At 67.0% G+C, this 19,635-nt stretch carries 21 protein-coding genes and 1 tRNA gene; 6 read left to right on the top strand and 16 right to left on the bottom strand.

Features of this window, described 5'->3' with window-relative positions; all coding sequences use genetic code 11:
- Nucleotides 1-18: 18 nt before the first annotated feature.
- Genes FAB82_RS16780 through FAB82_RS16770 form a run of 3 tightly spaced genes read right to left on the bottom strand, consistent with a single transcriptional unit; the run spans nt 19 to nt 2,720 of the window.
- Nucleotides 19-813, bottom strand: a complete 795-nt coding sequence (locus tag FAB82_RS16780) for a DUF4097 family beta strand repeat-containing protein (protein ID WP_136535691.1) — start codon at nt 811-813, stop codon at nt 19-21.
- Nucleotides 814-816: 3 nt separating this feature from the next.
- Nucleotides 817-1,470 (bottom strand): response regulator transcription factor, encoded by a 654-nt coding sequence (locus FAB82_RS16775; RefSeq protein ID WP_136535690.1) that lies wholly within the window; start codon nt 1,468-1,470, stop codon nt 817-819.
- Nucleotides 1,458-2,720: a sensor histidine kinase gene (locus FAB82_RS16770; RefSeq protein WP_136535689.1), complete on the bottom strand. Its 1,263-nt coding sequence runs from the start codon at nt 2,718-2,720 to the stop codon at nt 1,458-1,460. Before FAB82_RS16770 ends, FAB82_RS16775 begins: the two co-directional genes overlap by 13 nt.
- Nucleotides 2,721-2,823: 103 nt before the next feature.
- Here FAB82_RS16770 and FAB82_RS28420 point away from each other — a divergent pair, with 103 nt between their 5' ends.
- Nucleotides 2,824-2,946, top strand: a complete 123-nt coding sequence (locus FAB82_RS28420; RefSeq protein WP_281276922.1) for a hypothetical protein — start codon at nt 2,824-2,826, stop codon at nt 2,944-2,946.
- Between the two features lie 13 nt (nt 2,947-2,959).
- Here the strand turns inward: FAB82_RS28420 and FAB82_RS16765 are convergent, their stop codons facing one another.
- On the bottom strand, nt 2,960-3,445 hold the full coding sequence (locus FAB82_RS16765) for an NUDIX domain-containing protein (RefSeq protein WP_168801647.1): 486 nt from the start codon (nt 3,443-3,445) through the stop codon (nt 2,960-2,962).
- A gap of 177 nt (nt 3,446-3,622) precedes the next feature.
- On the opposite strand from FAB82_RS16765, the gene FAB82_RS16760 reads away from it, so the two are divergent.
- Both FAB82_RS16760 and FAB82_RS16755 read left to right on the top strand, forming a co-directional pair.
- Complete coding sequence (locus FAB82_RS16760) at nt 3,623-4,696, top strand: PQQ-dependent sugar dehydrogenase (protein ID WP_136535687.1); 1,074 nt, start codon at nt 3,623-3,625, stop codon at nt 4,694-4,696.
- A gap of 100 nt (nt 4,697-4,796) precedes the next feature.
- Nucleotides 4,797-5,732 carry a hypothetical protein gene (locus tag FAB82_RS16755; protein ID WP_136535686.1) on the top strand — a complete coding sequence of 312 codons (936 nt, stop codon included), beginning with the start codon at nt 4,797-4,799 and terminating at the stop codon, nt 5,730-5,732.
- On the opposite strand, the gene FAB82_RS16750 is transcribed toward FAB82_RS16755, so the two are convergent.
- From FAB82_RS16750 to FAB82_RS16730, 5 genes are all read right to left on the bottom strand, one after another.
- Nucleotides 5,690-6,412: a hypothetical protein gene (locus FAB82_RS16750; RefSeq protein WP_136535685.1), complete on the bottom strand. Its 723-nt coding sequence runs from the start codon at nt 6,410-6,412 to the stop codon at nt 5,690-5,692. The genes FAB82_RS16755 and FAB82_RS16750 overlap by 43 nt on opposite strands.
- Complete coding sequence (locus FAB82_RS16745; RefSeq protein ID WP_136535684.1) at nt 6,409-7,374, bottom strand: hypothetical protein; 966 nt, start codon at nt 7,372-7,374, stop codon at nt 6,409-6,411. The genes FAB82_RS16750 and FAB82_RS16745 overlap by 4 nt, the downstream gene beginning before the upstream one ends.
- A 215-nt stretch (nt 7,375-7,589) precedes the next feature.
- Nucleotides 7,590-8,234 (bottom strand): hypothetical protein, encoded by a 645-nt coding sequence (locus FAB82_RS16740; RefSeq protein ID WP_136535683.1) that lies wholly within the window; start codon nt 8,232-8,234, stop codon nt 7,590-7,592.
- Nucleotides 8,235-8,363: 129 nt separating this feature from the next.
- Nucleotides 8,364-8,708, bottom strand: a complete 345-nt coding sequence (locus tag FAB82_RS16735; protein ID WP_211116645.1) for a hypothetical protein — start codon at nt 8,706-8,708, stop codon at nt 8,364-8,366.
- A gap of 328 nt (nt 8,709-9,036) precedes the next feature.
- Nucleotides 9,037-9,111: transfer RNA gene (locus FAB82_RS16730), tRNA-Gln, on the bottom strand.
- Nucleotides 9,112-9,485: 374 nt separating this feature from the next.
- Between FAB82_RS16730 and FAB82_RS16725 the strand changes: the two genes are divergently transcribed.
- The gene (locus tag FAB82_RS16725; protein ID WP_136535681.1) at nt 9,486-9,998 is read left to right on the top strand and encodes a SigE family RNA polymerase sigma factor; all 513 of its coding nucleotides are present in this window, start codon (nt 9,486-9,488) and stop codon (nt 9,996-9,998) included.
- A 20-nt stretch (nt 9,999-10,018) separates the two neighbouring features.
- A complete protein-coding gene (locus FAB82_RS16720) occupies nt 10,019-11,584 on the top strand; it encodes a hypothetical protein (RefSeq protein ID WP_136535680.1) in 1,566 nt (521 codons plus the stop codon).
- A 149-nt stretch (nt 11,585-11,733) separates the two neighbouring features.
- On the opposite strand, the gene thpD is transcribed toward FAB82_RS16720, so the two are convergent.
- The 6 genes from thpD to FAB82_RS28055 all read right to left on the bottom strand — a co-directional run bounded on the left by thpD (nt 11,734) and on the right by FAB82_RS28055 (nt 16,797).
- Nucleotides 11,734-12,621, bottom strand: coding sequence for an ectoine hydroxylase (thpD, locus tag FAB82_RS16715; protein WP_136535724.1), 888 nt, complete (start codon nt 12,619-12,621; stop codon nt 11,734-11,736).
- A 23-nt stretch (nt 12,622-12,644) separates the two neighbouring features.
- Nucleotides 12,645-13,064, bottom strand: a complete 420-nt coding sequence (locus tag FAB82_RS16710) for an ectoine synthase (RefSeq protein WP_136535679.1) — start codon at nt 13,062-13,064, stop codon at nt 12,645-12,647.
- Entirely contained in the window at nt 13,061-14,320 is a 1,260-nt protein-coding gene (ectB, locus tag FAB82_RS16705) for a diaminobutyrate--2-oxoglutarate transaminase (protein WP_136535678.1), read from the bottom strand. The genes FAB82_RS16710 and ectB overlap by 4 nt, the downstream gene beginning before the upstream one ends.
- A 136-nt stretch (nt 14,321-14,456) precedes the next feature.
- Nucleotides 14,457-15,050: a diaminobutyrate acetyltransferase gene (ectA, locus tag FAB82_RS16700; protein WP_136535677.1), complete on the bottom strand. Its 594-nt coding sequence runs from the start codon at nt 15,048-15,050 to the stop codon at nt 14,457-14,459.
- 266 nt (nt 15,051-15,316) lie between these two features.
- Nucleotides 15,317-16,228, bottom strand: coding sequence for a nucleoside triphosphate pyrophosphohydrolase (locus tag FAB82_RS28060; protein ID WP_246039681.1), 912 nt, complete (start codon nt 16,226-16,228; stop codon nt 15,317-15,319).
- Entirely contained in the window at nt 16,225-16,797 is a 573-nt protein-coding gene (locus FAB82_RS28055) for a hypothetical protein (protein WP_246039680.1), read from the bottom strand. The genes FAB82_RS28060 and FAB82_RS28055 overlap by 4 nt, the downstream gene beginning before the upstream one ends.
- A gap of 253 nt (nt 16,798-17,050) precedes the next feature.
- Between FAB82_RS28055 and argG the strand changes: the two genes are divergently transcribed.
- A complete protein-coding gene (argG, locus tag FAB82_RS16690; RefSeq protein ID WP_136535676.1) occupies nt 17,051-18,496 on the top strand; it encodes an argininosuccinate synthase in 1,446 nt (481 codons plus the stop codon).
- Nucleotides 18,497-18,775: 279 nt separating this feature from the next.
- On the opposite strand, the gene FAB82_RS16685 is transcribed toward argG, so the two are convergent.
- Entirely contained in the window at nt 18,776-19,048 is a 273-nt protein-coding gene (locus FAB82_RS16685; protein WP_136535675.1) for a hypothetical protein, read from the bottom strand.
- Between the last annotated feature and the right edge of the window lie 587 nt (nt 19,049-19,635).

The raw sequence follows: 19,635 nt of genomic DNA, 5'->3' as shown, positions 1-19,635 counted from the left end.
TCCATATCGGATGCTCGACTAGGCGTAGCGGACTTCGAGGTTGCCGACGTTGGCCTCCACGGTGATGGTGTAGTCGGCCTGCTCTCGCGCGTCGGTGGCGATATTGACGTCGTCATCGCCGACGTCGCCCTGGTAGTCGACCGCGTAGGTGGTGCCGTCATTGGGGACCACGATCACCACATTGCCGACGTTGGCGGTGACATCGATGTCGCCGAGCACCTGGTCGTATTCGAGGTGGACATCGCCGACGCTGGTCTCGACCGAGGTGGCGGTGGCGCTCAGGTGCTGGGCGTCGATGCTGCCGACATCGGAGCGCAGATCGATCTCCCCGTCGAGGCCGTCCGCATTGACGTCGGCGACCGCGGTGCGGGCCTTGGCGGAAGCCCCCGGCGGCAGAGCGAGCTCGTAATCAATCCTGCACTTGTCGCCGCGGAACCAGGAGAGCGGAGGATTGCCACAGTCGGCATCGGCCTCGAAGACGCCGTCCGAGCGGTACTGCTCGCTGACGTCGAGTTCCGGGCCCTTCCAGACCATCTCGCGCTCGACCTCCAGATCGGGGCCTTCGCTCGCGGTCAGATACACGTTCCCCACTTCGACTTCCAGGTCGATTCCGGAGACCGGACCGGGGTAAGTCTGGCTGTGCGAGTCGGTCTCCTCGGGACTGAGCGAAGACCAGGCCCACACGGCACCGAACACCAATGCGACCAGCAGGACCACGGCGGTCAAGACCCCGCCCCAAATCATCCAGGCGCGGGGGCCGGACTTCCTCTCGGGGACAGATTCGGACGGCGAGGAGTTCTCCAGGGTCGTCATCGTTCAGTCCTTTCCGTTCTCACGCAGGTACTTCAGGATCGCGAGCACTCTGCGGTTGTGGGTGTCGTTGGGCGGGAGTCCGAGCTTGGTGAAGATCGAGCTGATGTGTTTCGAGACGGCGCCGTCGCTCAGGAACAGCAGTCGTCCGATCTCGCCATTGGAGTGGCCCTCGGCCATGTGCGTCAGGACCTCCCACTCGCGGGGTGTCAGGGTGTCGAGCTCGCTGCTCTGCCGGCGGACCAGCAGCTGCGAGACGACCTCCGGGTCGAGCGCGGTGCCGCCCTCGACCACCCGCTTGAGGGTGTCCAGGAATTCGTCGACCCTGGCGACGCGATCCTTGAGCAGGTAGCCGATGCCGCGCGTCTCGCCGGTCAGCAGCTCGACGGCGTAACGCTCCTCGACGTACTGCGACAGCATCAGAATCGCCAGGTCGGGGTGGCTGCGGCGCAAGAGGAGCGCGGCCCGCACCCCCTCGTCGCTCTGGTCGGGAGGCATCCGCACGTCCGCGACCACCAGGTCGGGGCAGTCCCGTTCGACCGAGCGGAGCAGCGCCTCCGCGTCACCGACGGTGTCGATGACCTCCATACCGCCCAGCTCCATGAGGCGGGCCAGGCCCTCCCGCAGCAGGACCGAGTCTTCGGCGATTACGACGCGCATGGCAGCTCCGCTTCGATCGTGGTGGGCCCGCCTTCGGGGCTGTGGAGGTGGAATGTCCCATCGACCGAGCGCACCCGGTCGGCCAGGCCCCGCAGCCCGGTGCCGCCGCCCGGATCGGCACCGCCGTTCCCGTCATCGGCGATGACGAGGTGCAGGACTGATCCGCGTTGCGATACATCCACTGTGGCCTTGGTGGCGCCCGAATGCCGGGCCACATTGGTCAGTGCCTCCGAGACCATGAAATAGGCCACGGTTTCGACGTCCCGGGGAGGCCGGGAGCCGGGCACGTCGACCTTGACCCGGACCGGCACCGGCGAGCGGGCCGCGACCGCCGACAGTGCCGCGTCGAGCCCCCGGTCCTCCAGCACCGCCGGATGCAGGCCCCGCACCAGGTCGCGCAACTCCTCCATCGCCTGGAGGGCCTCCTCGTGCGCCCCGGCCAGCGCGCGCCGCCCCTCCTCGGGCAGGTCGGTGAGGGTGGATCTGGCGATGCCGAGATTGATGGCCAGGGCCGTGATGCGCTGCTGCGCGCCGTCGTGGAGGTCGCGCTCGATGCGCCGGCGTTCGGCGTCAGCGGCGTCCACGGTGGAATCGCGGCTGGCGGCAAGGTGGGTGATGCGCCGTTCGAGTTCGTCGCTGCGACTGGTTCCGAGCATCCGAGTCGCCATGAGTCCGTCGATCGCGGCCAGCCCTCGGGTGGTCCAGGGGGCGGCCAGCAGGACGACGATGCCGATCGCGCTGAAGGCGAACGGGTTCCACTCGGTTGGGCCGTCGATGGGGAAGAGCGGCGCGGCGAGCAGGGACAGGCCGACCACCCAGGCGGTGACCGCGATCGTGGCGGCGATGGGCCCGGCGACCGAGCCGATCGAGTGGTAGGCGAGGCGCGACCATGTCTTGCGGTCGCCGAATTGCTCGAGCAGCTTGCGGGGGTTGATGGAGAATCGCAGCGGCAGCCCGCCCTCGGGCAGGTCCAGGTGGAGGTAGGCGCGGTGGCGTGAGCGCTGGAGGACGGTGAGCGCGTTGTTCAGCGTCAGGATCACCGATCCGGCGACGAGCGGCACGATGATCGAAGGCGCGCCGGCAATGCCTGCGATGAACAGGGTGAAGAGCGCGCCGAAGGCGACCAGGCCGATGGCGCCGCCGGTGACGAGATGCGTGAGGGCCCGCCAGGTGGCGGGCGACCAGAGGGCACCGACCACCGTGAGCGGTCCGATGCGTCCGCGGCCTGCGGGAGTGGTTGCGGTGTCCATGCCTGGACTCTATTTTCGACCGGCGCGAAGTGCATTGGCGCTGGCGTCCGAGTGAGGGGTGGAGTTTTCTCCACCCCCGGTGCGACCGAGCTCGGATGCATGGATGCGGACCGGGAGAGGTTTCCGGCATTCGCGCCGAGCCGAGGCGGGAATCCCCGAGTCCGACCGCAGCATCTTCGGACCGCGCCCGGTCGGCGAATACGGGATCGAGATCCCCTTGCAGTGACGCCGCCCCTTGGCTACAAGGGAGGGCGCGACGGCTGGTAGACGGTTCGGCCCGCTCGTCGCGCCTCCACCGCCAAGCCGATGCGCGCCCGATTGGCGGCGGCGAACCTGGGGGCAGCCGCTTCGGGCGGGAGGAAGTCGAACTTCTCCAGCTCGTTCTCCTGGAGGCGGATCGCGTCGCGATCGTCGATGACGCCGGCGTCGAAGACGTAGACCGACATCGGCCCGGCCACGAACTCGTTGTGCTGCTCCCAATCGAGGACGAGGAGGCCGCCGACCGGCACGTCCAGTCCGATCTCTTCCTTGACCTCGCGCGCGCAGGCATCGTGGGGCGATTCGCCCCGATCCACCATGCCGCCGACGAACTGCCAGTAGTCGCGGTAGTTCGGCTTCACGATCAGCACCTGCCCTGCCGGGTCGGTGAAGAAGGCGCAAGCGACGGCGAACGAGACCGCGAAGCCGTCGAGGATCTGCTGTGGCGGCGGTCCGGTTCGCGTCATGAGGCAAACCCTATCCGGGCGTGCGGAATAGCGATCACTCATCCAGCCGTTCCCTTCCACCAACGCACTCCCAGCTGGACATCGCGGTCGAATACCGCATACGATGGCAAATCAATTGATCTTCATCGATTTTTCAGGTGCCGCTTCGCGGCGCCGGATCCGAGAGAGTGAGCAACCATGCGACGCAGACTCATGGCCGCCGGCGCGGTGGTCGCGGCAATGACCCTGGGAGTGGGAACCGCCGCCGCCCAGGACGAGCAGTCCGAGCCCGAGCCGACCCAGGCGGTCGAATTCGACTTCGCCGCAGGGGAAACCGTGGCCGAAGGACTCACCATCCCCTGGGGACTCGCCTTCCTCCCGGACGGCGCCGGTCTCGTGGCCGAACGCAACTCCGGCGACATCCTGCGGGTCGGCCCCGGCACCGACCCGGAGGTCGTCGGCAATATCCCGGTCGTGGGCGGCCAGGGTCAGTGGGACGAGCGCGGCCTACTGGGCCTGGCCGTCTCCCCCACCTACGAAGAGGACGGCTATGTCTACGCCTATTACTCCACAGAGGAGGACAATCGGGTAGGCCGGTTCACCCTCGATGACGTCACCCCCGAACCGATCCTGACCGGAATCCCCGCGGCGCTCAACCACAACGGCGGCCGCCTGGCGTTCGGCCCCGACGGGAAGCTCTACATCTCCACCGGAGACGCGAGCAACACGGACAACGCACAGGACCTCGACAGCCTCGGCGGCAAGATCCTGCGAGCCGAGCCGGACGGTTCAGTGCCCGTTGACAACCCGTACGAAGGCTCGTTCGTCTACACCTGGGGCAACCGCAATATCCAGGGCCTGGCGTGGGATTCGAACGACGAGCTGTACTTCTCCGAGCTCGGCCAGAACACCTGGGACGAGCTCAATCACGCCCAGTCCGGCGCGAACTACGGCTGGCCGATCGTCGAGGGCACCGGCGGCGAACCCGAATACGTCGACCCGCTGGTCACCTGGACGACCGCCGAGGCCTCCCCATCCGGAGCCGCGATCGTGGACGACGTCATGTACGTCGCCGCCCTGCGCGGCCAGCGCCTGTGGACCGTCCCGATCGCGGGCGGCGAGGCCGGAGAACCCGAGGCGGTGCTCGTCTCCGACATCGGAAGGATCCGGACCGTCGAGCCGGGGCCCGACGGCTGGCTGTGGGTGGCCACCTCCAACGGCTCGGGCCAAGACGTAGTGATGCGCTACCCGCCGCTCGAATCGCCGGAGTGAACCGCGACCGAGGAGATCTCCCGATCGGCGGTCTCCTCGGCACGGCCGACCACAATATACTGTCAGGGCCCCTCGTGCCCCACAACTGAAAGCCCCCACTATGCGACGCCTCATCCGCAGGTTCGGCCCCGCCCTGTTCTGGCAGTTCGCCTGGTTCGCGGTCGTAACAATCCCGGTCGCCGCTCTCACCTACTGGATCGCCTCCGACGGGTCGTTCCTGAAGTGGCTCTGGGCTATCGGGATGCTCGTCGGCGTCATCTTGGCTAGGAAGGCCATATTCCGCCTCGCAATCGGCGAGCAGGAGGATCGTCCCGACGAGGATGGGACTTCGGCCGCGCCGCATCTGTTCCGTCATCTGAAGGTGAGCGACGACCTGCGACTTCCGGTCGTGCTGATGTGCATGTTCGGATACGTCACTACCGTGCAAGGGATTGGGTACGCAGGAGACCACGGATTCGCAGTCGCAATGAGACTCACCTCGATCACTTGGCCGATTTGGTTCGTACTGGTATGGAGCTGGTGGGCGTTGTTCGGCAGGCGCGCTTCGCCAAATTCGCTCCCACCGCCGGTGCTGCCGGGTTCGGACCTGGTCGATGCCCGGCTCAGCCCCGGGGAGGACAGCGAAGATCCCGAGGTGGTGACGGTGTCCGTCTCGGCCCGCAAGGTCGCCAGCATCGAGCAGGTCGTCTACTCGGTTGTGCTGCTGCAACTCATCCCGGCAATTGAGGGCGGCAAACGACGCTGGACCGTCAACGTCGACGGCGAACCGGTCGCCATCGCAACCCAGACCTGGGAACACCCCCGCTGGTGGCCGCCCTTCCAGTGGTCCGCGGACCCGTCTGCGACGTACACGGGAACGACGATCGCCTTCGCGCCCGCCGACACGAAGCGGCCCTTACGAACTCGTGCGCATCGTGCGCCGCGTATTCGCCGAGTCCGCAGCGGGCATGGTCGTTCACGCGATGCCTACCGAGACGCTTCGCAGCGCGCTGGTCAACGCACCGGCAGGTCGGGAGCATCTTCTATGGGTTCGTAGGCGAACAGGATCTCCCAGCGGCCGTCGTCGCTCGCGTCGCCGTCGACCATGACGACCCCGTGCCCTCCGACGGCGGTGACCAGCATCCACTGGTTCGGGGTCAAGCCGTGCGCGCCGAGCATTGCCGACGCCCCGACTGCCCGGCACAGCGACCTCGCGACCGCGAGCTCCGAGACGCCACCCACCAGGCCGACGAACTCCGGGCCCGCGGAGAACTCGACCGATGCCGCCCCTTCCGCGGGAGAGTGCTGGACGAGCGCCAACGGTCGATCCGGTGTTCCCGGCGCCGGCACATCGTCAACCATGACCCCGATCCGCTCGGGGGGAACCGGGAAGCACTCGGCGGTCGCGGCCGCCACCGCGAACGGGTCCGAAGGGTCGAACAAGTAGAAGAAGTACCCATCCGACGGTGCTTCGCCGAACAGCAGCAGGTCCTCGATATCGGACGGGGTGTCCGGGCAGCGTTGGAACCCGGTCAGCAACTGCCGGAACTCGACGGCGTCACCCCAGTCCAACTTCACCTTGTTGCGCACCAACGCGCTCGCCAGGTCCTCGACCGCGAGCCCCGGTTCGCCGTGCAGCACCATCGACCGGAGCGAATCCGCTGACTGCGGCCCGATGAAACGCGCGTATCGCTCCAGCAACCGCTCGGTCCGTTCGAGCCGGTCCCTGTATCTCACCGCCTGCCCCTTTTCGTATAACTGACCGCGTAAACCCGGTTCGCCGCCGTGGCATGGAAGAAGGCGGCGAAGCAGGCGATACCGGGTGGCAGGAACACCATCCACACGAGGATCGGAACGCTCGACTCGATATCGGCGCTCGCGGCGGGTTGGAAGGGGCCGGCGGCGCCCGCTTCGGTCGCCAGCACAGCGATGCCGACCGACCACAGGGCGCAGGGGAGGGTGAACAACGCCCACAGCAAGGCGGGCACCTCGTCGATGGGTCGGAGGGACCGCTCGGGGAACTTCCAGGGCCGCAACAGAAGGCGCTGCACCGCCCAGCAGCATCCCGCGATCACGAGCCCGAACGGCAGCAACGGCACGACAGGGTATTCGAGGACCGATTCGGCGTCGGAACGGTCATTCACGACGACGAACCCGGCATCGAGGTCATCAGGATCGAACACCGCCCACAAGTCGACGGCGTCGAGGCCCGTCGGGTCGTTCCGGTTAAGGAGGTTGACCGGCTCGGCGTCGAACGGGTAGCGGTCACCGTCCAGCTCCGCGTAGCCGCTGTAGTAGGCGGTCGTGCCTCCCTTGTGCCGCTGCACCACATCATCGATCGCGGTCGCTTCGGCCCGCACTATCAGCGGATCTCCACCGGTGAACCGGTGCCACGCCAGGTCGTTTCCGGCGATCCCCGCGGGAAGCGCCGCCGCGGCGCAGCCCAACCCGTAGGCGATGAGCAGTGCCATTCGCCGGTGTCGCAGTTGCGCCTTCGTGGAGGCCAGGGCGCGCCCGGTCGCACGGGCTCGGACCCACCACCAGGCGATCGCCGCGATCCCGGCGGCGAACAGCAGCGCGGCGGCCGGCATCGGGAACCGGTAGTCGCCAGGGCCGATCGAATACCAGTAGAGGCCGACCACGCCGTGAAGGGCGACGGTGGCAATCCACATGGGCACGAGCAGTCGAGGGGTTCCCAATGCAGGCACTTTCGAGTTGTGGGGCGGGGCCATTGGTCGTAGCGGGAAACCCAGCGGCCGCGTTCACCAGTTCGAACGGCTCGTGTCGGCATTTGCGCGGAGGTCAGCGCGCGGCCGGAGCGGTCGCCCTGCCTCCGAGCGGGGTGGGGTGGTTGGTGTTACCAGTGGCGAGGCGACTCGTTCTCCAGTCACGGACGAGGTGGATCCGGGCAGTGCTAACTGGCGGCGAAGTAGGTGTAGACCTCTACGTCCCAGGAGTTCAGCTGCGCCATCTCGACAATTGCGCCCTCGATCTTCTCGGATTCGATGATGACGCACTTGTTGGCGGTGAACGACTCGCCGGGCGCGACCTCTTCGGCGGTGAGGATGTCATTGGGGACGACGCCGCAGCGGCTCTGGTACGTCCAGGCTTCGTTGCGGAGGCCGATCAGGACGTCCGTGGGAGCGGCGGCGGCGTCGGCATTGTTGGTGCCGGTCACGGTGAGCATGAGGTACTGGGAGCCCTCGTCGGGGGCCGTATTGGTGGCGTCGGCTGCCAAGATCGTCTCGGTCGCGTCGACTTCCACGGCGGTGATGGCGATGTCCCACGCGTCGACCTTACCGGGCGTGCACATGTCGAGCGGGGCGTCGACGCTCCGGCCGGCTTCGGGATCGGCGACGGCCGGCTCGTATTCGCATTCAATGACCACCGGAGCGGCCTCGGTCGTCTCTTCGGCGGGAGCCTCGGAAGCGGTCTCGGAGTCGGTGCCTTCACTGGAATCGGCGGCGGTGCACGCGGTGAGACTAGTGAATCCCACGAGACCGATCCCGGCGACGGCGAGGAACTTCTTGGCGGCCAGTGCGGCGATAAATGAGTCCACGATCGATCTTTCGGGCAGAGGCGAGTGGGACACCTGTGAATTTACTTCACCCGCGCCACGCCTCAACTGCAAGAAGCGGCGCATTCGAACGCAGGCTAAGCGGCCCGAAGCAGATGGACCGAGGCGCCACTACGACATTCGCTCCGCACCGGCCGGCCAGATGATCGTGACGGGGATTTCACGGCTCTGCGCCCGGGATACGGCGTCGGCGGTGCCGCCCTTGCCTGCCGCTGGCCGACCGTCCCAGACGGCGTACAGGCGGTCGATCGAGGCGAGCATGTACTCGTTGGCGGCCGCGTAGGCTTCCCGACCTCCGGTCTCGAAGGGCATGACGGTGACCTCGGCCGCTTGCGAGAGCAGCCGGTCGTAGGTGGGCTGGTCCTCCAGATCGACCTTCGCGTCGCGGTAGTCCGCGGAGGACACGACCGCCGCCAGCCTGCCGCCGGCCGCGATGACTACTTGGGCGAATATCATATCCGCTCCCGCTGCGAGGCAACTGAATCCGACCAAATCCCCGTCCCGGTGCGCCGCCAGGGCATCGCCGATTCCGGCGCGAACGAGGTCCACGGTTGCCGGGCAGAGGTTCATATGCCCGGTGATGCCGATCCGCAATTGATACTCCTTGTCGATGAGGTCGGGCCGTCAGAGCCGTGGTTCCCACCAGGTGCATCGGGTAACTGTTCGGCACGATCGAAATCGACACGCTGAAACGGGAGCTTCGGCACCTCGGAGTCGTTTGGAAGTTGATGAGGGCAAAACAAAAGGCCCGCTGGGCGGGCCTGCTTGTTTGTATTGATCAAGTTGGCTGGGGTACCTGGACTCGAACCAAGAACGACGGTACCAGAAACCGCTGTGTTGCCAATTACACCATACCCCAATGGTGTCTTTACGCCTCGAAACTCTCGGCGCCGACGAGAGCCAACTGTACCGGATGCGCACCGGCGCCCACAAACGGGTTCCCGTGACTGGAACCACTCATTGCGCGGTGGTGGCGAGTCCGGGTTCGGGGTCGGTAGGTGATGGCCGCCGGGCTGCGCGGCTCGATCGGGATGGCTCAGGTCGGTGTCGCCGTGGGATGCTCGGTCGGCACGCGCGCGGGCACTGCTCGCCGCTCCGCCCATACCCCGATTAATTTTCTCGCAGGCGCGGGCAACCCCGACCGCGTTCCCGGCGTAATAGGACTTGCCGGGCCGCGGCGCCTCCATCCGCGCGGCGGCCCGCCCCCCGACCCAACCTTTCGAAAGAGGCCCTGTGACCAAGAAGGAGCTCCAGGAGGCCGAGTTCAGATCCTTCGCCATTGCGCAGCGAGAGAGCCTGCGCAAGTACGCGTACCTGCTGTGCGGCGACTGGTATGAGGCCGACGACATCGTCCAGAAATCACTCACGAAGCTGTTCGCGGCCTGGCCCCGCGTCGAATCCGGCGGCGCGCCCGCCTACGTGCGCAAGATCGTCACCAACGTGTTCATCTCGCACCGGCGCCTCAGCTGGGTGCGGCGTGAACGCTCCAGCGCCGAGCTTCCCGAGCAGGCGCTCAATAGTCCACAAGAGTCTGTCGATGCACGGCTGGAGGTCGCCGCGGCACTGCGGCGGCTCCCGGCGAGGCAACGCGCCACGGTCGTCCTGCGGTATTGGGAGCAGCTGTCGGTCGACGAGACCGCGGCCGCCATGGGCTGCTCGACCGGAACGGTGAAGAGCCAGTCGTCCAAGGCGATGCGCAAACTCAAGGAACTGCTCTCCGATTCGTCCGTGCTGGCACGGGCGTAGCGGCAGAGGGAAGGAACATCATGTACGACGAAGATGAAGCAGCGGCCGAGGCGGTGCGCCGGGCGACGCCCGAGACGCAGCCGCCCGCGCCGCGCATCGACCTCGACCGGGTCGTGCGCGACGGCTACCGCGCCAGGGCCAGGGGCCGCGCCGTGCTCGGCGGGACCACCTTCGCTGGCGTGGCGGCGGTCGCCGGGGTGCTGGCGCTGACCGCCGGGCTGCTGCCCGGCCAGGACACCGGCGATGACCAGAACGCCGCCGAAGGCGACGAGGCCGGCATCAGCGACTACGGCATGGCCGGCTACCCCTATGTCGCCGGAGACCACTTCGACAAGGACGAGGAGCGGGCCGAACTCCAGGAGGCCGCCACGTCCGCCTACGAGGACCTGCTGGTCTCCTCTGGGGTCACGCCCGCGGACCGGTTCGACGTCCAGGAGCCCTCCGAGGAGGAGATCCAGGCGCTCGTCGACGAGCACGGCATCACCGAGGACGAGGCCAGGGCCCAGCTCAACCCCGACGAGACCCCGCTGGACTTCGGCCCCACGCAGGCTCCCGGCAACTACGGCCAGACCTGGCTGCGCGGCTACATCACGGGAGCCTCGCCAAAGGACGGCGGCGGATACAGCGAAACACCGTCGGGCCTGCGGCTCGAAGCGATGCTGCCCGGCGGCTGGACCGCCGAGCCCGGCCCCGTCACCCACCAGGTGTTCCCCCAGCACCTCATCAACGACACCGGCGAGTTCTCCACCGAAGAGCTCGACGACGGACGCATCCTCATGGTCTCCGACCAGGACTGCATCTATGAAGTCGCGATTGTCTACCCCAACCACTCCGGCCTGCGCGCCTCCTGGGACGCGGGCTGCGACGAGGAGGAGCAGTACCGGGTCGACCTGGGCGAGTTCACCGACGCGGCGCTGGCGATGCCCGAGATCGACTACGACACTTCGGGTCTGGCCGAGATCGACGAGCTGATCGAGGTCCCGACCGGCTGGCTGAACGACCCGGAGTGGCCCGCCTCGGCCGAGTCCGACGCCAATGCCTCCACCGATGCCGCGGCCGAAGCGCTCGAAGCGGTCTACCCCGGTGCGACGCTGGGCACCATGTCCGCCACGGCATACGGTCTCGGAGACCCCAGCGCGACCGTGACCCACTCCTACCATTCCTGGGGCACCCTGCCGTTCCAGACGACGATCGACACCACCACCGGTGACGTCGCCTTCAGCCTGTCGTACCACCTGCCCGGCGGCTGGGTGGCCGGTATCCCCACCTCCAGCGATGAGCGCGGCCCGTACCTGGCCGCCTGCCAGGACGACTTCTCCTGCATCGTCGAGGACGGCGAGAACGGCGTGACCTGGGGCGTGCAGTCCTCCAAGGTCACCTCCGAACCCGAGAACGGCGAGGACTGGGAGCCGGAGACCGAGTACACCTACGACATCCTGATGAACCATCCCGACGGCTGGTCGGCCTCCATCTGGGTCCAGTACACCGGCGACGTCGACCTCGACGCCGAGGACCTGAAGGCGCTGGTGGCGCAGCTGCCCGCGCCGGTCTACGACCCCGCGGCCACCCCGGAGATCCCGGAGTAGGAAGTCTCGAATCACCAAGACCCCCTTGGGGACTCATTACCTGATTGCAAACGGTTCGGCCCCCGCTCGTTCGAGCAGGGGCCGAACCTCTGGTTCTCACGGATCCGGTGGGGCGCCCTGATCCGTCCGGTCGGCGGGGTCCAGCGGATCTACCGCAGGACCTCCCAGTCCCGAGAGCCCAGGTACTCCGGCCGCGGGCTGGATGCGGCGTACGGTTCGACCAGGGCGTTGTCCACGCTGTTGAACACGATGAACAGGTTCGAGCGCGGAAACGGCGTGATGTTGCCGTTCGAGCCGTGCATGCAGTTCGAGTCGAACCAGATCGCCGATCCTGCAGGTCCGGTGAACTGGTGGATCCCGTGCCGGTCGGCCAGGAGCCGCACCGACATCTGGTCGGGGACGCCCGCCTCCTGCTGCTTGAGCGAGGACTTGTAGTTGTCCTCGGGCGTCTCTCCCACACACGACACGAAGGTCCGGTGCGAACCCGGCATGATCATCAGCGAACCGTTGAAGTGGAAGTTCTCGGTCAACGCCAGCGAGAGGCTGACCGCCCGCATCCGCGGCATGCCGTCCTCGGCGTGCCAGGTCTCGAAGTCCGAGTGCCATTCGAAGGGGGCGCCGCCGAAACCGGGCTTGGAATTGACCCGGCTCTGGTGGACGTACACCTCCGAGCCCAGGATCTGGCGGGCCGCGCCCACGATGCGCTCATCGCGGACCAGCTCGGCGAAGAACTTCGAGAGCCGGTGGACGTCGAACACGGAGCGGACCTCGTTCGAGGCACGTTCGCGGACGACACGTTCGTCGCCTTCGAGCGTGTCGTCGTGGACGAGCCGTTCGAGTTCGGCTTGGGCGTCGGCCAGTTCGGCCGGTTCGAGTAGCTGCTCGATGCTGGTGAAGCCGTCGCGCTCATGGCCGTCGAGCTGTTCGGCCGTGAGCGGTCCGTAGCCTGGGCTGCCCCAGACGGTCGGGTCCTCCGTGCGATAGATCAGGCGCGCTTCCGTGGCGTCCCGCGTCGGATATAGGTCGCGGGGTGACATGGTCACTCACTCCTTCGGTGTTGCTACAACTCGTCGTCCTCGGTCAGCAGGGGGTATACCCCGTTCTCGTCGTGAATCTCCTTCCCGGTGACCGGCGGATTGAACACGCACACGGCCCGCAGGTCCTGTTCGATGACGAGCGTGTGCTGCTCGCCCCCGTTGAGCAGGTACATCGTTCCGGGAGCGAGTTCGTGCACGTCCCCGGTCGTGTGGTCGTGGAGCTTGCCGGCGCCCTCGATGACGTAGACGGCCTCGGTGTGGTTGGCGTACTGCATGGTCGTGGACGTACCCGCGAACAGGACGGTGTCATGTAGCGAGAATCCGACCTTGTCCTTCGCCAGGAGCAGGCGGCGCGAGCGCCACGTGCCCTGGGCCTGGTCGCGGTCGTGGCCCTCGACGTCGGCGTCGGTGCCGATGAGGTCTTGCAGCCGTTTGACGATCATGCGTGCTCCTTCGCCACGGTGTCGACGGCGTCGCGCAGGATCGCGATACCGAGTTCGAAGTCCTCTTCGGACGTGGTGAGTGGCGGGAGGAACTTGACGACCTCGTCCTCTGCGCCCGAGGTCTCCATGATCAGACCGCCCTCGAAGGCCTCCTTGCAGGTGAGGCCGGCGAGCTTGGACTCCTCGAAGACCAGGCCGCGGGCGAGCCCGCGCCCCCTGGTGGTCAGGCCCAGTTCGGGGTGGGCATCGGCGATCTGGTCCAGCTCCTTGTCGAGCCAGGTCGCCTTGATGTCGACGGACTTGGTGAACTCGTCGTCGCTCCAGAACTCCTCGAGCGCGGCGGTGGCGGTCACGAACGCGGGCGCGAAGCCGCGGAACGTGCCATTGTGCTCGCCGGGCTCCCACACGTCCAGGTGCGGCTTCATGAGCGTGAGCGCGAAGGGCAATCCCATGCCCGACAGCGACTTCGAGAGCGTCACGATGTCGGGGACGATCCCGGCGCGCTCGAAGGAGAAGAACGGGCCGGTGCGACCGCAGCCCATCTGGATGTCGTCGACGATGAAGAGCATGTCGTGCTCGCGGCACACGTCCTGGAGCCCGCGCAGCCATTCGGCGGTGGCGACATTGATGCCGCCCTCGCCCTGAACGGTCTCGACGATGACGGCGGCGGGCTGGTCAAGGCCCGAGCCGGAGTCTTCGAGGAGGCTGCGCAGCCACAGGAAGTCGGGCGTCTGCCCGTCCATGTAGTTGTCGTAGGGCATGGTGGCGGCGTTGTTGAGCGGGACGCCGGCACCGCCGCGTTTCATCGAGTTCCCGGTCACCGCAAGGGCTCCCAGAGTCATTCCGTGGAAGCCGTTGGTGAAGGACACGACGGTCTCGCGACCGGTGTACTTGCGGGCCAACTTGAGTGCGGCCTCGACGGCGTTATTGCCCGCCGGGCCGGGGAACTGGACCTTGTAGTCCAGACCTCGCGGCGCCAGGATGACGTCGTGGAAGGTCTGGAGGAAATCGCGTTTGGCCTGCGTGTACACGTCGAGGGTGTGGACGATGTTGTCGCCTGCCAGGTAGGACAGGAGCGCCTCTTTGAGGACCGGGTGGTTGTGGCCGTAGTTGAGCGACCCCGCCCCAGCGAAGAAGTCGATGTAGGACTTCCCGGTTTCATCATCGAGCCTGCTACCCCGGGCAGTGGTGAACACCGCGGGCCAGCTGCGGCAGTAGGAACGGACTTCTGATTCGACCTTTTCGAAAACCTGCATTGTCTCTTCTGGGTCGGCCTGATGAGCTGTTCTCCGCTTCCCGGCGCTGATTCCCGTTCGGCTCGCAAGCTTCGCCGAAGGGCCGCCAGGCGCATACCCGGGCCGGCACATGTCGGTGCCCGGGTAGGGCTGGGCTTCAGTCCGGCGATGGACCGCTGTGCGCGCTCCGGCCCGGAAGGGGGCCGATGCGGTGGAGCACTTCCGGCTCGTGGCCGGTACCGAGCTCCTGCTCAGAGAACAGCACGTCGAGTGTCAGGTTCGCCCCGTTCGCTTCCGCGAATGATTCGAACAGGCGCTGCGACGCTTTGTTGTCCGGAGTCACTGTCGATTCGACGAATCGGACTCCCTTGGGGCGCAAGGTGTCGACCACATAGTCGAGCATGCGCCTCGCCAAGCCCCGGCGACGGTGATCAGGTGCGACCGCGACCTGCCACGTGAAGAACACGTCGGGCGCGGAAGGCCGGCGATAGCCGGTAAGGAAGCCCGCGATCGACCCCGAAGGGTCGCGGGCGATGACGGAGGTGTCCGCGAAATCGCGGCACCACAGCAGGTAGGAATACCTGCTGTTGACATCGAGGTTCCCCGCCGCTTTGGCGAGGTCCCACAGCGCAGGCCCATCGGAGACATTCGGGGAGCCAAAGGTCAGCTCCTGCTCTCCGTGGACCTTCGTACCTTGGACCTGGGTGATGTGCCCTCGCGGACCTGATTCACTTGCGTCACCGGGTGGCATGTGAATGACCGTAGCAAAGTTCCCGGCGATTGTTAAGTGCAGCCGAACGATATTGTTAAGTTCGATACGCCCATGTCCAGCGGACGCAACACGCGGTTAACGCAACGGGCTATTAAAGGTACAGATGCCGCTTTATCATGATAAATCCGGCCTAAGGAACCCCTGGACGCAAGTTTAGGTCGGGGGTATGACAAGAAAACCCGGCCGAGCAGGCCGCTGACCTGCTCAAACGGGAGCGATGCTCGGATCGGCGCCTATTCGTCCACTTAGTCCTGGTCGATGCCGGCCCGTTCGATCACCGATTGGCGAAGGGCCAGTTCGGGGTCCACTCCGGCGGCCCGCGCCGCCGCCACGGCGGCGAGCAGAAAGTCTCCGGCCTCGTCGGCCTCGAATTTCACTCCATCGGGCAGCGCGGGCAGGTCGATCGGCTTGCCGAGATCGGCGAACCGGTCCATCACCTTGGCGGCGAAGGCGAGCGCCGGAAGCTGCCGCGAAACGCCGTCGGCCGGGTGGTCGCGCTCGGGCTTCTCGGCGGCCTTGGCCTCGTTCCAATGGTCGTACAGGTCATCGGGATCCGCGTCGCCCCACACGTGTGGGTGGCGGCGGATGATCTTGTCGACCAGGTCGCCCGCGACGTCGTCCACGTCGAAGTCCTCGGCCAGCGAGGCGTGCAGGAGCGGCTGGAACAGCAGGTCCCCCAGCTCCTCACGCAGCTCATCCGCGTCGCCCGAGGCGATCGCGTCCAGCACCTCGTAGGACTCCTCCAGCAGGTACGACCCCAGACTCTGGTGCGTCTGCTCGCGGTGCCACGGGCACCCGTCCTCGGCGTGGAGCCGCGACACGGCTGCGACCAGGTCGAGCAACCGCGCACCGGGCGGATCCCAAGAGCCATAGACGATCTCGAGTTCGAGCGTCCCATCCGCGACATACTCGGCCAGCGCCTCGCGCAGTTCTTCGTCGCCGTCCTCGCCGACGATCCAGACCCCGCCCTCCTCCAAAAAGTCGGCGGCGTCCTCCACGATCGCGACATCGATCCCGGCGTCGCGGATGGCCAGGGCCGCGGGGCCCTCATCGAAGGCGGCGACGGCCTCGGCCTCTTGCAGGGCGTCCCAGGCCTCGACGGTGAGCAGCCCGGCCGGGATGCGCGGCGAGGTCAGGAGCCAGACGACGGTGCTCAACGCTGCGGGATCTCCACTTCGAAAACGCCCGGGATGGGGCTCAGGTCGACGTGGCCGTAACGCGGGTTGACGGCGATGTCGTATTCCTCGACGTATTCGTTCATGTCGTCGCTGAATCCGGCGAGCTGCTCGGCCTGCTCCTGCGTCAGGTTGGCCAGTTCGGTGTTGGACTGGGCGCTGGTGATGACGGCCTCGACCTCGGCCTCGGTGAGCGCGCGGGGCTCGGCCTGGGCCAGGAGGGTCTCGTAGTAGCTGGAGGCCTCGGCGATCAGCGCGTCCAGTTCGTCCGCGTCGGCGGGGGATCCGGGTGCCTCGAGTTCGAGTTGGCGGCCGAGTTCGGTGTAGAGGGTGAACACGGCGGCCTGCTCGCGGTCGCTGGAGTAGTCGAACATCGTCAGGTCCTCGCCCTGCTCCTCGCGGAACTCGGCGACCTGCTCGACATATCCGTCGACGGTGGCCTCGCTGACGCGCTCGTCCCCGACGAACATGGCGGCTCCCTGCTGGGAACCGCATGCCGCCAGCGCGAGCAACCCGACCGAGGCGACCGTGACCAGTCTGAGAGTGCGCACTGGATATCCTTCCGCTCAAACGACTGCCGCTGTGAGCCTAGTCGCACCACCAAACCCCCGACAATCCCCCCACCCCGGCCCGAGATCCCCGATCACCCAACACCGCGCTTTCGAAGACTCACGCTCTCCGTTCTGATCCAAAGCGCCGCCGAAACGGTTTTCGCGGGTCTCGTGCGCCGGCTTCCGGGCGATGTCGGCCACACCCCGCGAGACCGATTTGCATGACCATTCAGAGTCATGCATACTAATGCTCATGACTAAAGTGCTCGCCTCCTTGCCAGTCGGTGAACGTGTTGGGATCGCCTTTTCCGGAGGGCTCGATACCTCCGTCGCGGTTGCCTGGATGCGAGACAAGGGCGCCGTGCCCTGCACCTATACGGCCGATATCGGGCAGTACGACGAGCCTGACATCGACTCGGTGCCCAGTCGGGCCCAGGCGTACGGCGCGGAGATCGCCCGGCTGGTCGACTGCAGGGCCGCGCTGGTCGAGGAAGGCCTCGCGGCGCTTACCTGCGGCGCCTTCCACATCCGCTCCGGCGGACGCGCCTACTTCAACACCACCCCGCTCGGACGGGCCGTGACCAGCACTCTGTTGGTTCGGGCGATGCTCGATGACGACGTCCAGATCTGGGGTGACGGCTCCACTTACAAGGGCAACGACATCGAGCGGTTCTACCGCTACGGCCTGCTCGCCAACCCCTCGCTGCGGATCTACAAGCCGTGGCTCGACGCCGACTTCGTCTCCGAGCTCGGCGGGCGCAGCGAGATGTCCGAGTGGCTGACCGCGCACGACCTGCCCTACCGGGACAGCGCCGAGAAGGCCTACTCCACCGACGCGAACATCTGGGGCGCGACCCACGAGGCCAAGGCCCTCGAACACCTCGACGCGAGCCTGGAACTCGTGCAGCCGATCATGGGTGTGCGGCACTGGGACCCTTCGGTCGAGATCCCCACAGAGGACATCACGATCGGCTTCGAGTACGGCCGCCCGGTCACCATCAACGGCAAGGAGTTCGGCTCCGCCGTCGACCTGGTGATGGAGGCCAACGCCATCGGCGGGCGGCACGGTCTGGGCATGTCCGACCAGATCGAGAATCGGATCATCGAGGCCAAGAGCCGCGGCATCTACGAGGCCCCGGGTATGGCGCTGCTGCACGCGGCCTACGAGCGGCTGGTCAACGCCATCCACAATGAGGACACGCTCGCGATCTACCACAGCGAAGGGCGGCGGCTGGGCCGCCTGCTGTATGAGGGCCGCTGGCTCGACCCGCAGGCGCTGATGATTCGCGAATCGCTCCAGCGCTGGGTCGGCACGGCCGTCACCGGTCAAGTGACCCTGCGGCTGCGGCGCGGCGAGGATTATTCGGTCCTCGACACCACCGGCCCCGCGTTCAGCTACCACCCGGACAAGCTGTCGATGGAGCGGACCGAGGACTCCGCTTTCGGCCCGGTCGACCGCATCGGCCAGCTGACCATGCGCAACCTCGACATCGCCGACTCCCGCGCCAAGCTTGAGCAGTACGCCAGCATCGGCATGGTCGGCAGCTCGCACCCGACGATGATCGGGGCGGCCCAGGCCGCCTCGACCGGACTTATCGAGTCGATGCCCGAGGGCGGCGCCGGGGCGATCGCCTCCCGCGGCCAGGCCCCTGAAGAGGACCTCCTCGACCACGCCGCAATGGAATCCGGCACCGACTAACCGGCCCTGATCGACCGGAGCCGGCCGGTCCGGTCCAGTCCGGTCACGCTCATACGAGGGAAGGCCCCGCCGCGCGGCGGGGCCTTCCCTTGTCGCTCCGGCGAGCCATACGCCGGGAGATCACCGGCGAATTGCTGCCAATTCCCGGCCTCGAACGCGGGCAGCCCGGCCGAGGCGGCCATGTCGCCGAACCACCAACACCACTCAGTGCGGCCGTTTCCCTGAAGCGCCAACTCCGCTCAGTCTTCTAGTGGCGGGAGGGATCCGGCCGGCGCCGCCTTACTGCTTTTCCTCGTCACTCTCCGCTCGGCGCCCCTGCCGCCAGGTCTCCATCAACTGCATCCCCATCAGGTTGACGATCTGCCCGATGCCGTACAGCAGCGCAGCAGTCGCAAAGGAACCGAGTAGGAAGCCGCCTCCAGCGTCGCCCGTCGCGGCGATGCCGCCGACAGCACCAAAGATCAGGGTCAACACCGCCATGATCGTCAGCCAGAAGGAAGACCTCCCGGCGCGCAGGACCGTGCGTTCGATTTCATCGTCAAAGCGTTCCATCGCCACAGCCTATTTGTCCGTAACCACCGGCTCGGCTGGGTTGGTCTGGGCCCGATGCTGTCCGGGTGGGGCGTCGGTGAGTGTGTCGGTGCGGGCGTGGGCGCGGGGCGTGGGTTTGCTGGCGGGTTTGCTAGCGGGTCCGGTGGTGGGTTCAGTGGTGGTGTTGTGGCGCTTGGGGAGGCCTGCATTGCGGACCGGGGGGCTGGCGGGAGCGGTGTCGGTGGTGGGCCCGGCTGCGCCAAAGGCATCGGCGATGAAGGCGTGGACGGGGCCGGTGTCCGTTTGCGGGGCAGGGCCCGCGTGATTCGGCGACGGTGGAGCGGGAAGGGCGCCCGCGCGACACGCCCGACCGCGGGGTACGAGGCACTTGAACAGGTAAAACACTGCCGCATTCACCCGTTCGAGTGATGCCGGGGAACCCGTCATGTGTCACCATTGAGGCATAGAACAGGAACACCAAGACAGGAACCCTGTTCGATACCCAGACCATGCGAGGAGGTGACATCGATGGCTCCCAGCCCCACCAGCACCGGCCCTGACCGTCGGGCGAAGTCGGCGACCATCCACACCACCCTCGATGACGCCGC

Source organism: Glycomyces buryatensis (genome assembly GCF_004912275.1).
Taxonomy (GTDB): Bacteria; Actinomycetota; Actinomycetes; order Mycobacteriales; family Micromonosporaceae; genus Glycomyces; species Glycomyces buryatensis.
Note: the sequence above shows the minus strand (reverse complement) of the source record. Positions and strands in the feature narration are given on the sequence as shown.

What these genes read in the sequence shown, in the direction of transcription:
- FAB82_RS16780 (WP_136535691.1), bottom strand. Translation starts at nt 813, where the DNA reads ATGACGACCCTGGAGAACTCCTCGCCGTCCGAATCTGTCCCCGAGAGG.
- FAB82_RS16775 (WP_136535690.1), bottom strand. Translation starts at nt 1,470, where the DNA reads ATGCGCGTCGTAATCGCCGAAGACTCGGTCCTGCTGCGGGAGGGCCTG.
- FAB82_RS16770 (WP_136535689.1), bottom strand. Translation starts at nt 2,720, where the DNA reads ATGGACACCGCAACCACTCCCGCAGGCCGCGGACGCATCGGACCGCTC.
- FAB82_RS28420 (WP_281276922.1), top strand. Translation starts at nt 2,824, where the DNA reads ATGCGGACCGGGAGAGGTTTCCGGCATTCGCGCCGAGCCGAGGCGGGA.
- FAB82_RS16765 (WP_168801647.1), bottom strand. Translation starts at nt 3,445, where the DNA reads ATGACGCGAACCGGACCGCCGCCACAGCAGATCCTCGACGGCTTCGCG.
- FAB82_RS16760 (WP_136535687.1), top strand. Translation starts at nt 3,623, where the DNA reads ATGCGACGCAGACTCATGGCCGCCGGCGCGGTGGTCGCGGCAATGACC.
- FAB82_RS16755 (WP_136535686.1), top strand. Translation starts at nt 4,797, where the DNA reads ATGCGACGCCTCATCCGCAGGTTCGGCCCCGCCCTGTTCTGGCAGTTC.
- FAB82_RS16735 (WP_211116645.1), bottom strand. Translation starts at nt 8,708, where the DNA reads ATGATATTCGCCCAAGTAGTCATCGCGGCCGGCGGCAGGCTGGCGGCG.
- FAB82_RS16720 (WP_136535680.1), top strand. Translation starts at nt 10,019, where the DNA reads ATGTACGACGAAGATGAAGCAGCGGCCGAGGCGGTGCGCCGGGCGACG.
- thpD (WP_136535724.1), bottom strand. Translation starts at nt 12,621, where the DNA reads ATGTCACCCCGCGACCTATATCCGACGCGGGACGCCACGGAAGCGCGC.
- FAB82_RS16710 (WP_136535679.1), bottom strand. Translation starts at nt 13,064, where the DNA reads ATGATCGTCAAACGGCTGCAAGACCTCATCGGCACCGACGCCGACGTC.
- ectB (WP_136535678.1), bottom strand. Translation starts at nt 14,320, where the DNA reads ATGCAGGTTTTCGAAAAGGTCGAATCAGAAGTCCGTTCCTACTGCCGC.
- ectA (WP_136535677.1), bottom strand. Translation starts at nt 15,050, where the DNA reads ATGCCACCCGGTGACGCAAGTGAATCAGGTCCGCGAGGGCACATCACC.
- argG (WP_136535676.1), top strand. Translation starts at nt 17,051, where the DNA reads ATGACTAAAGTGCTCGCCTCCTTGCCAGTCGGTGAACGTGTTGGGATC.
- FAB82_RS16685 (WP_136535675.1), bottom strand. Translation starts at nt 19,048, where the DNA reads ATGGAACGCTTTGACGATGAAATCGAACGCACGGTCCTGCGCGCCGGG.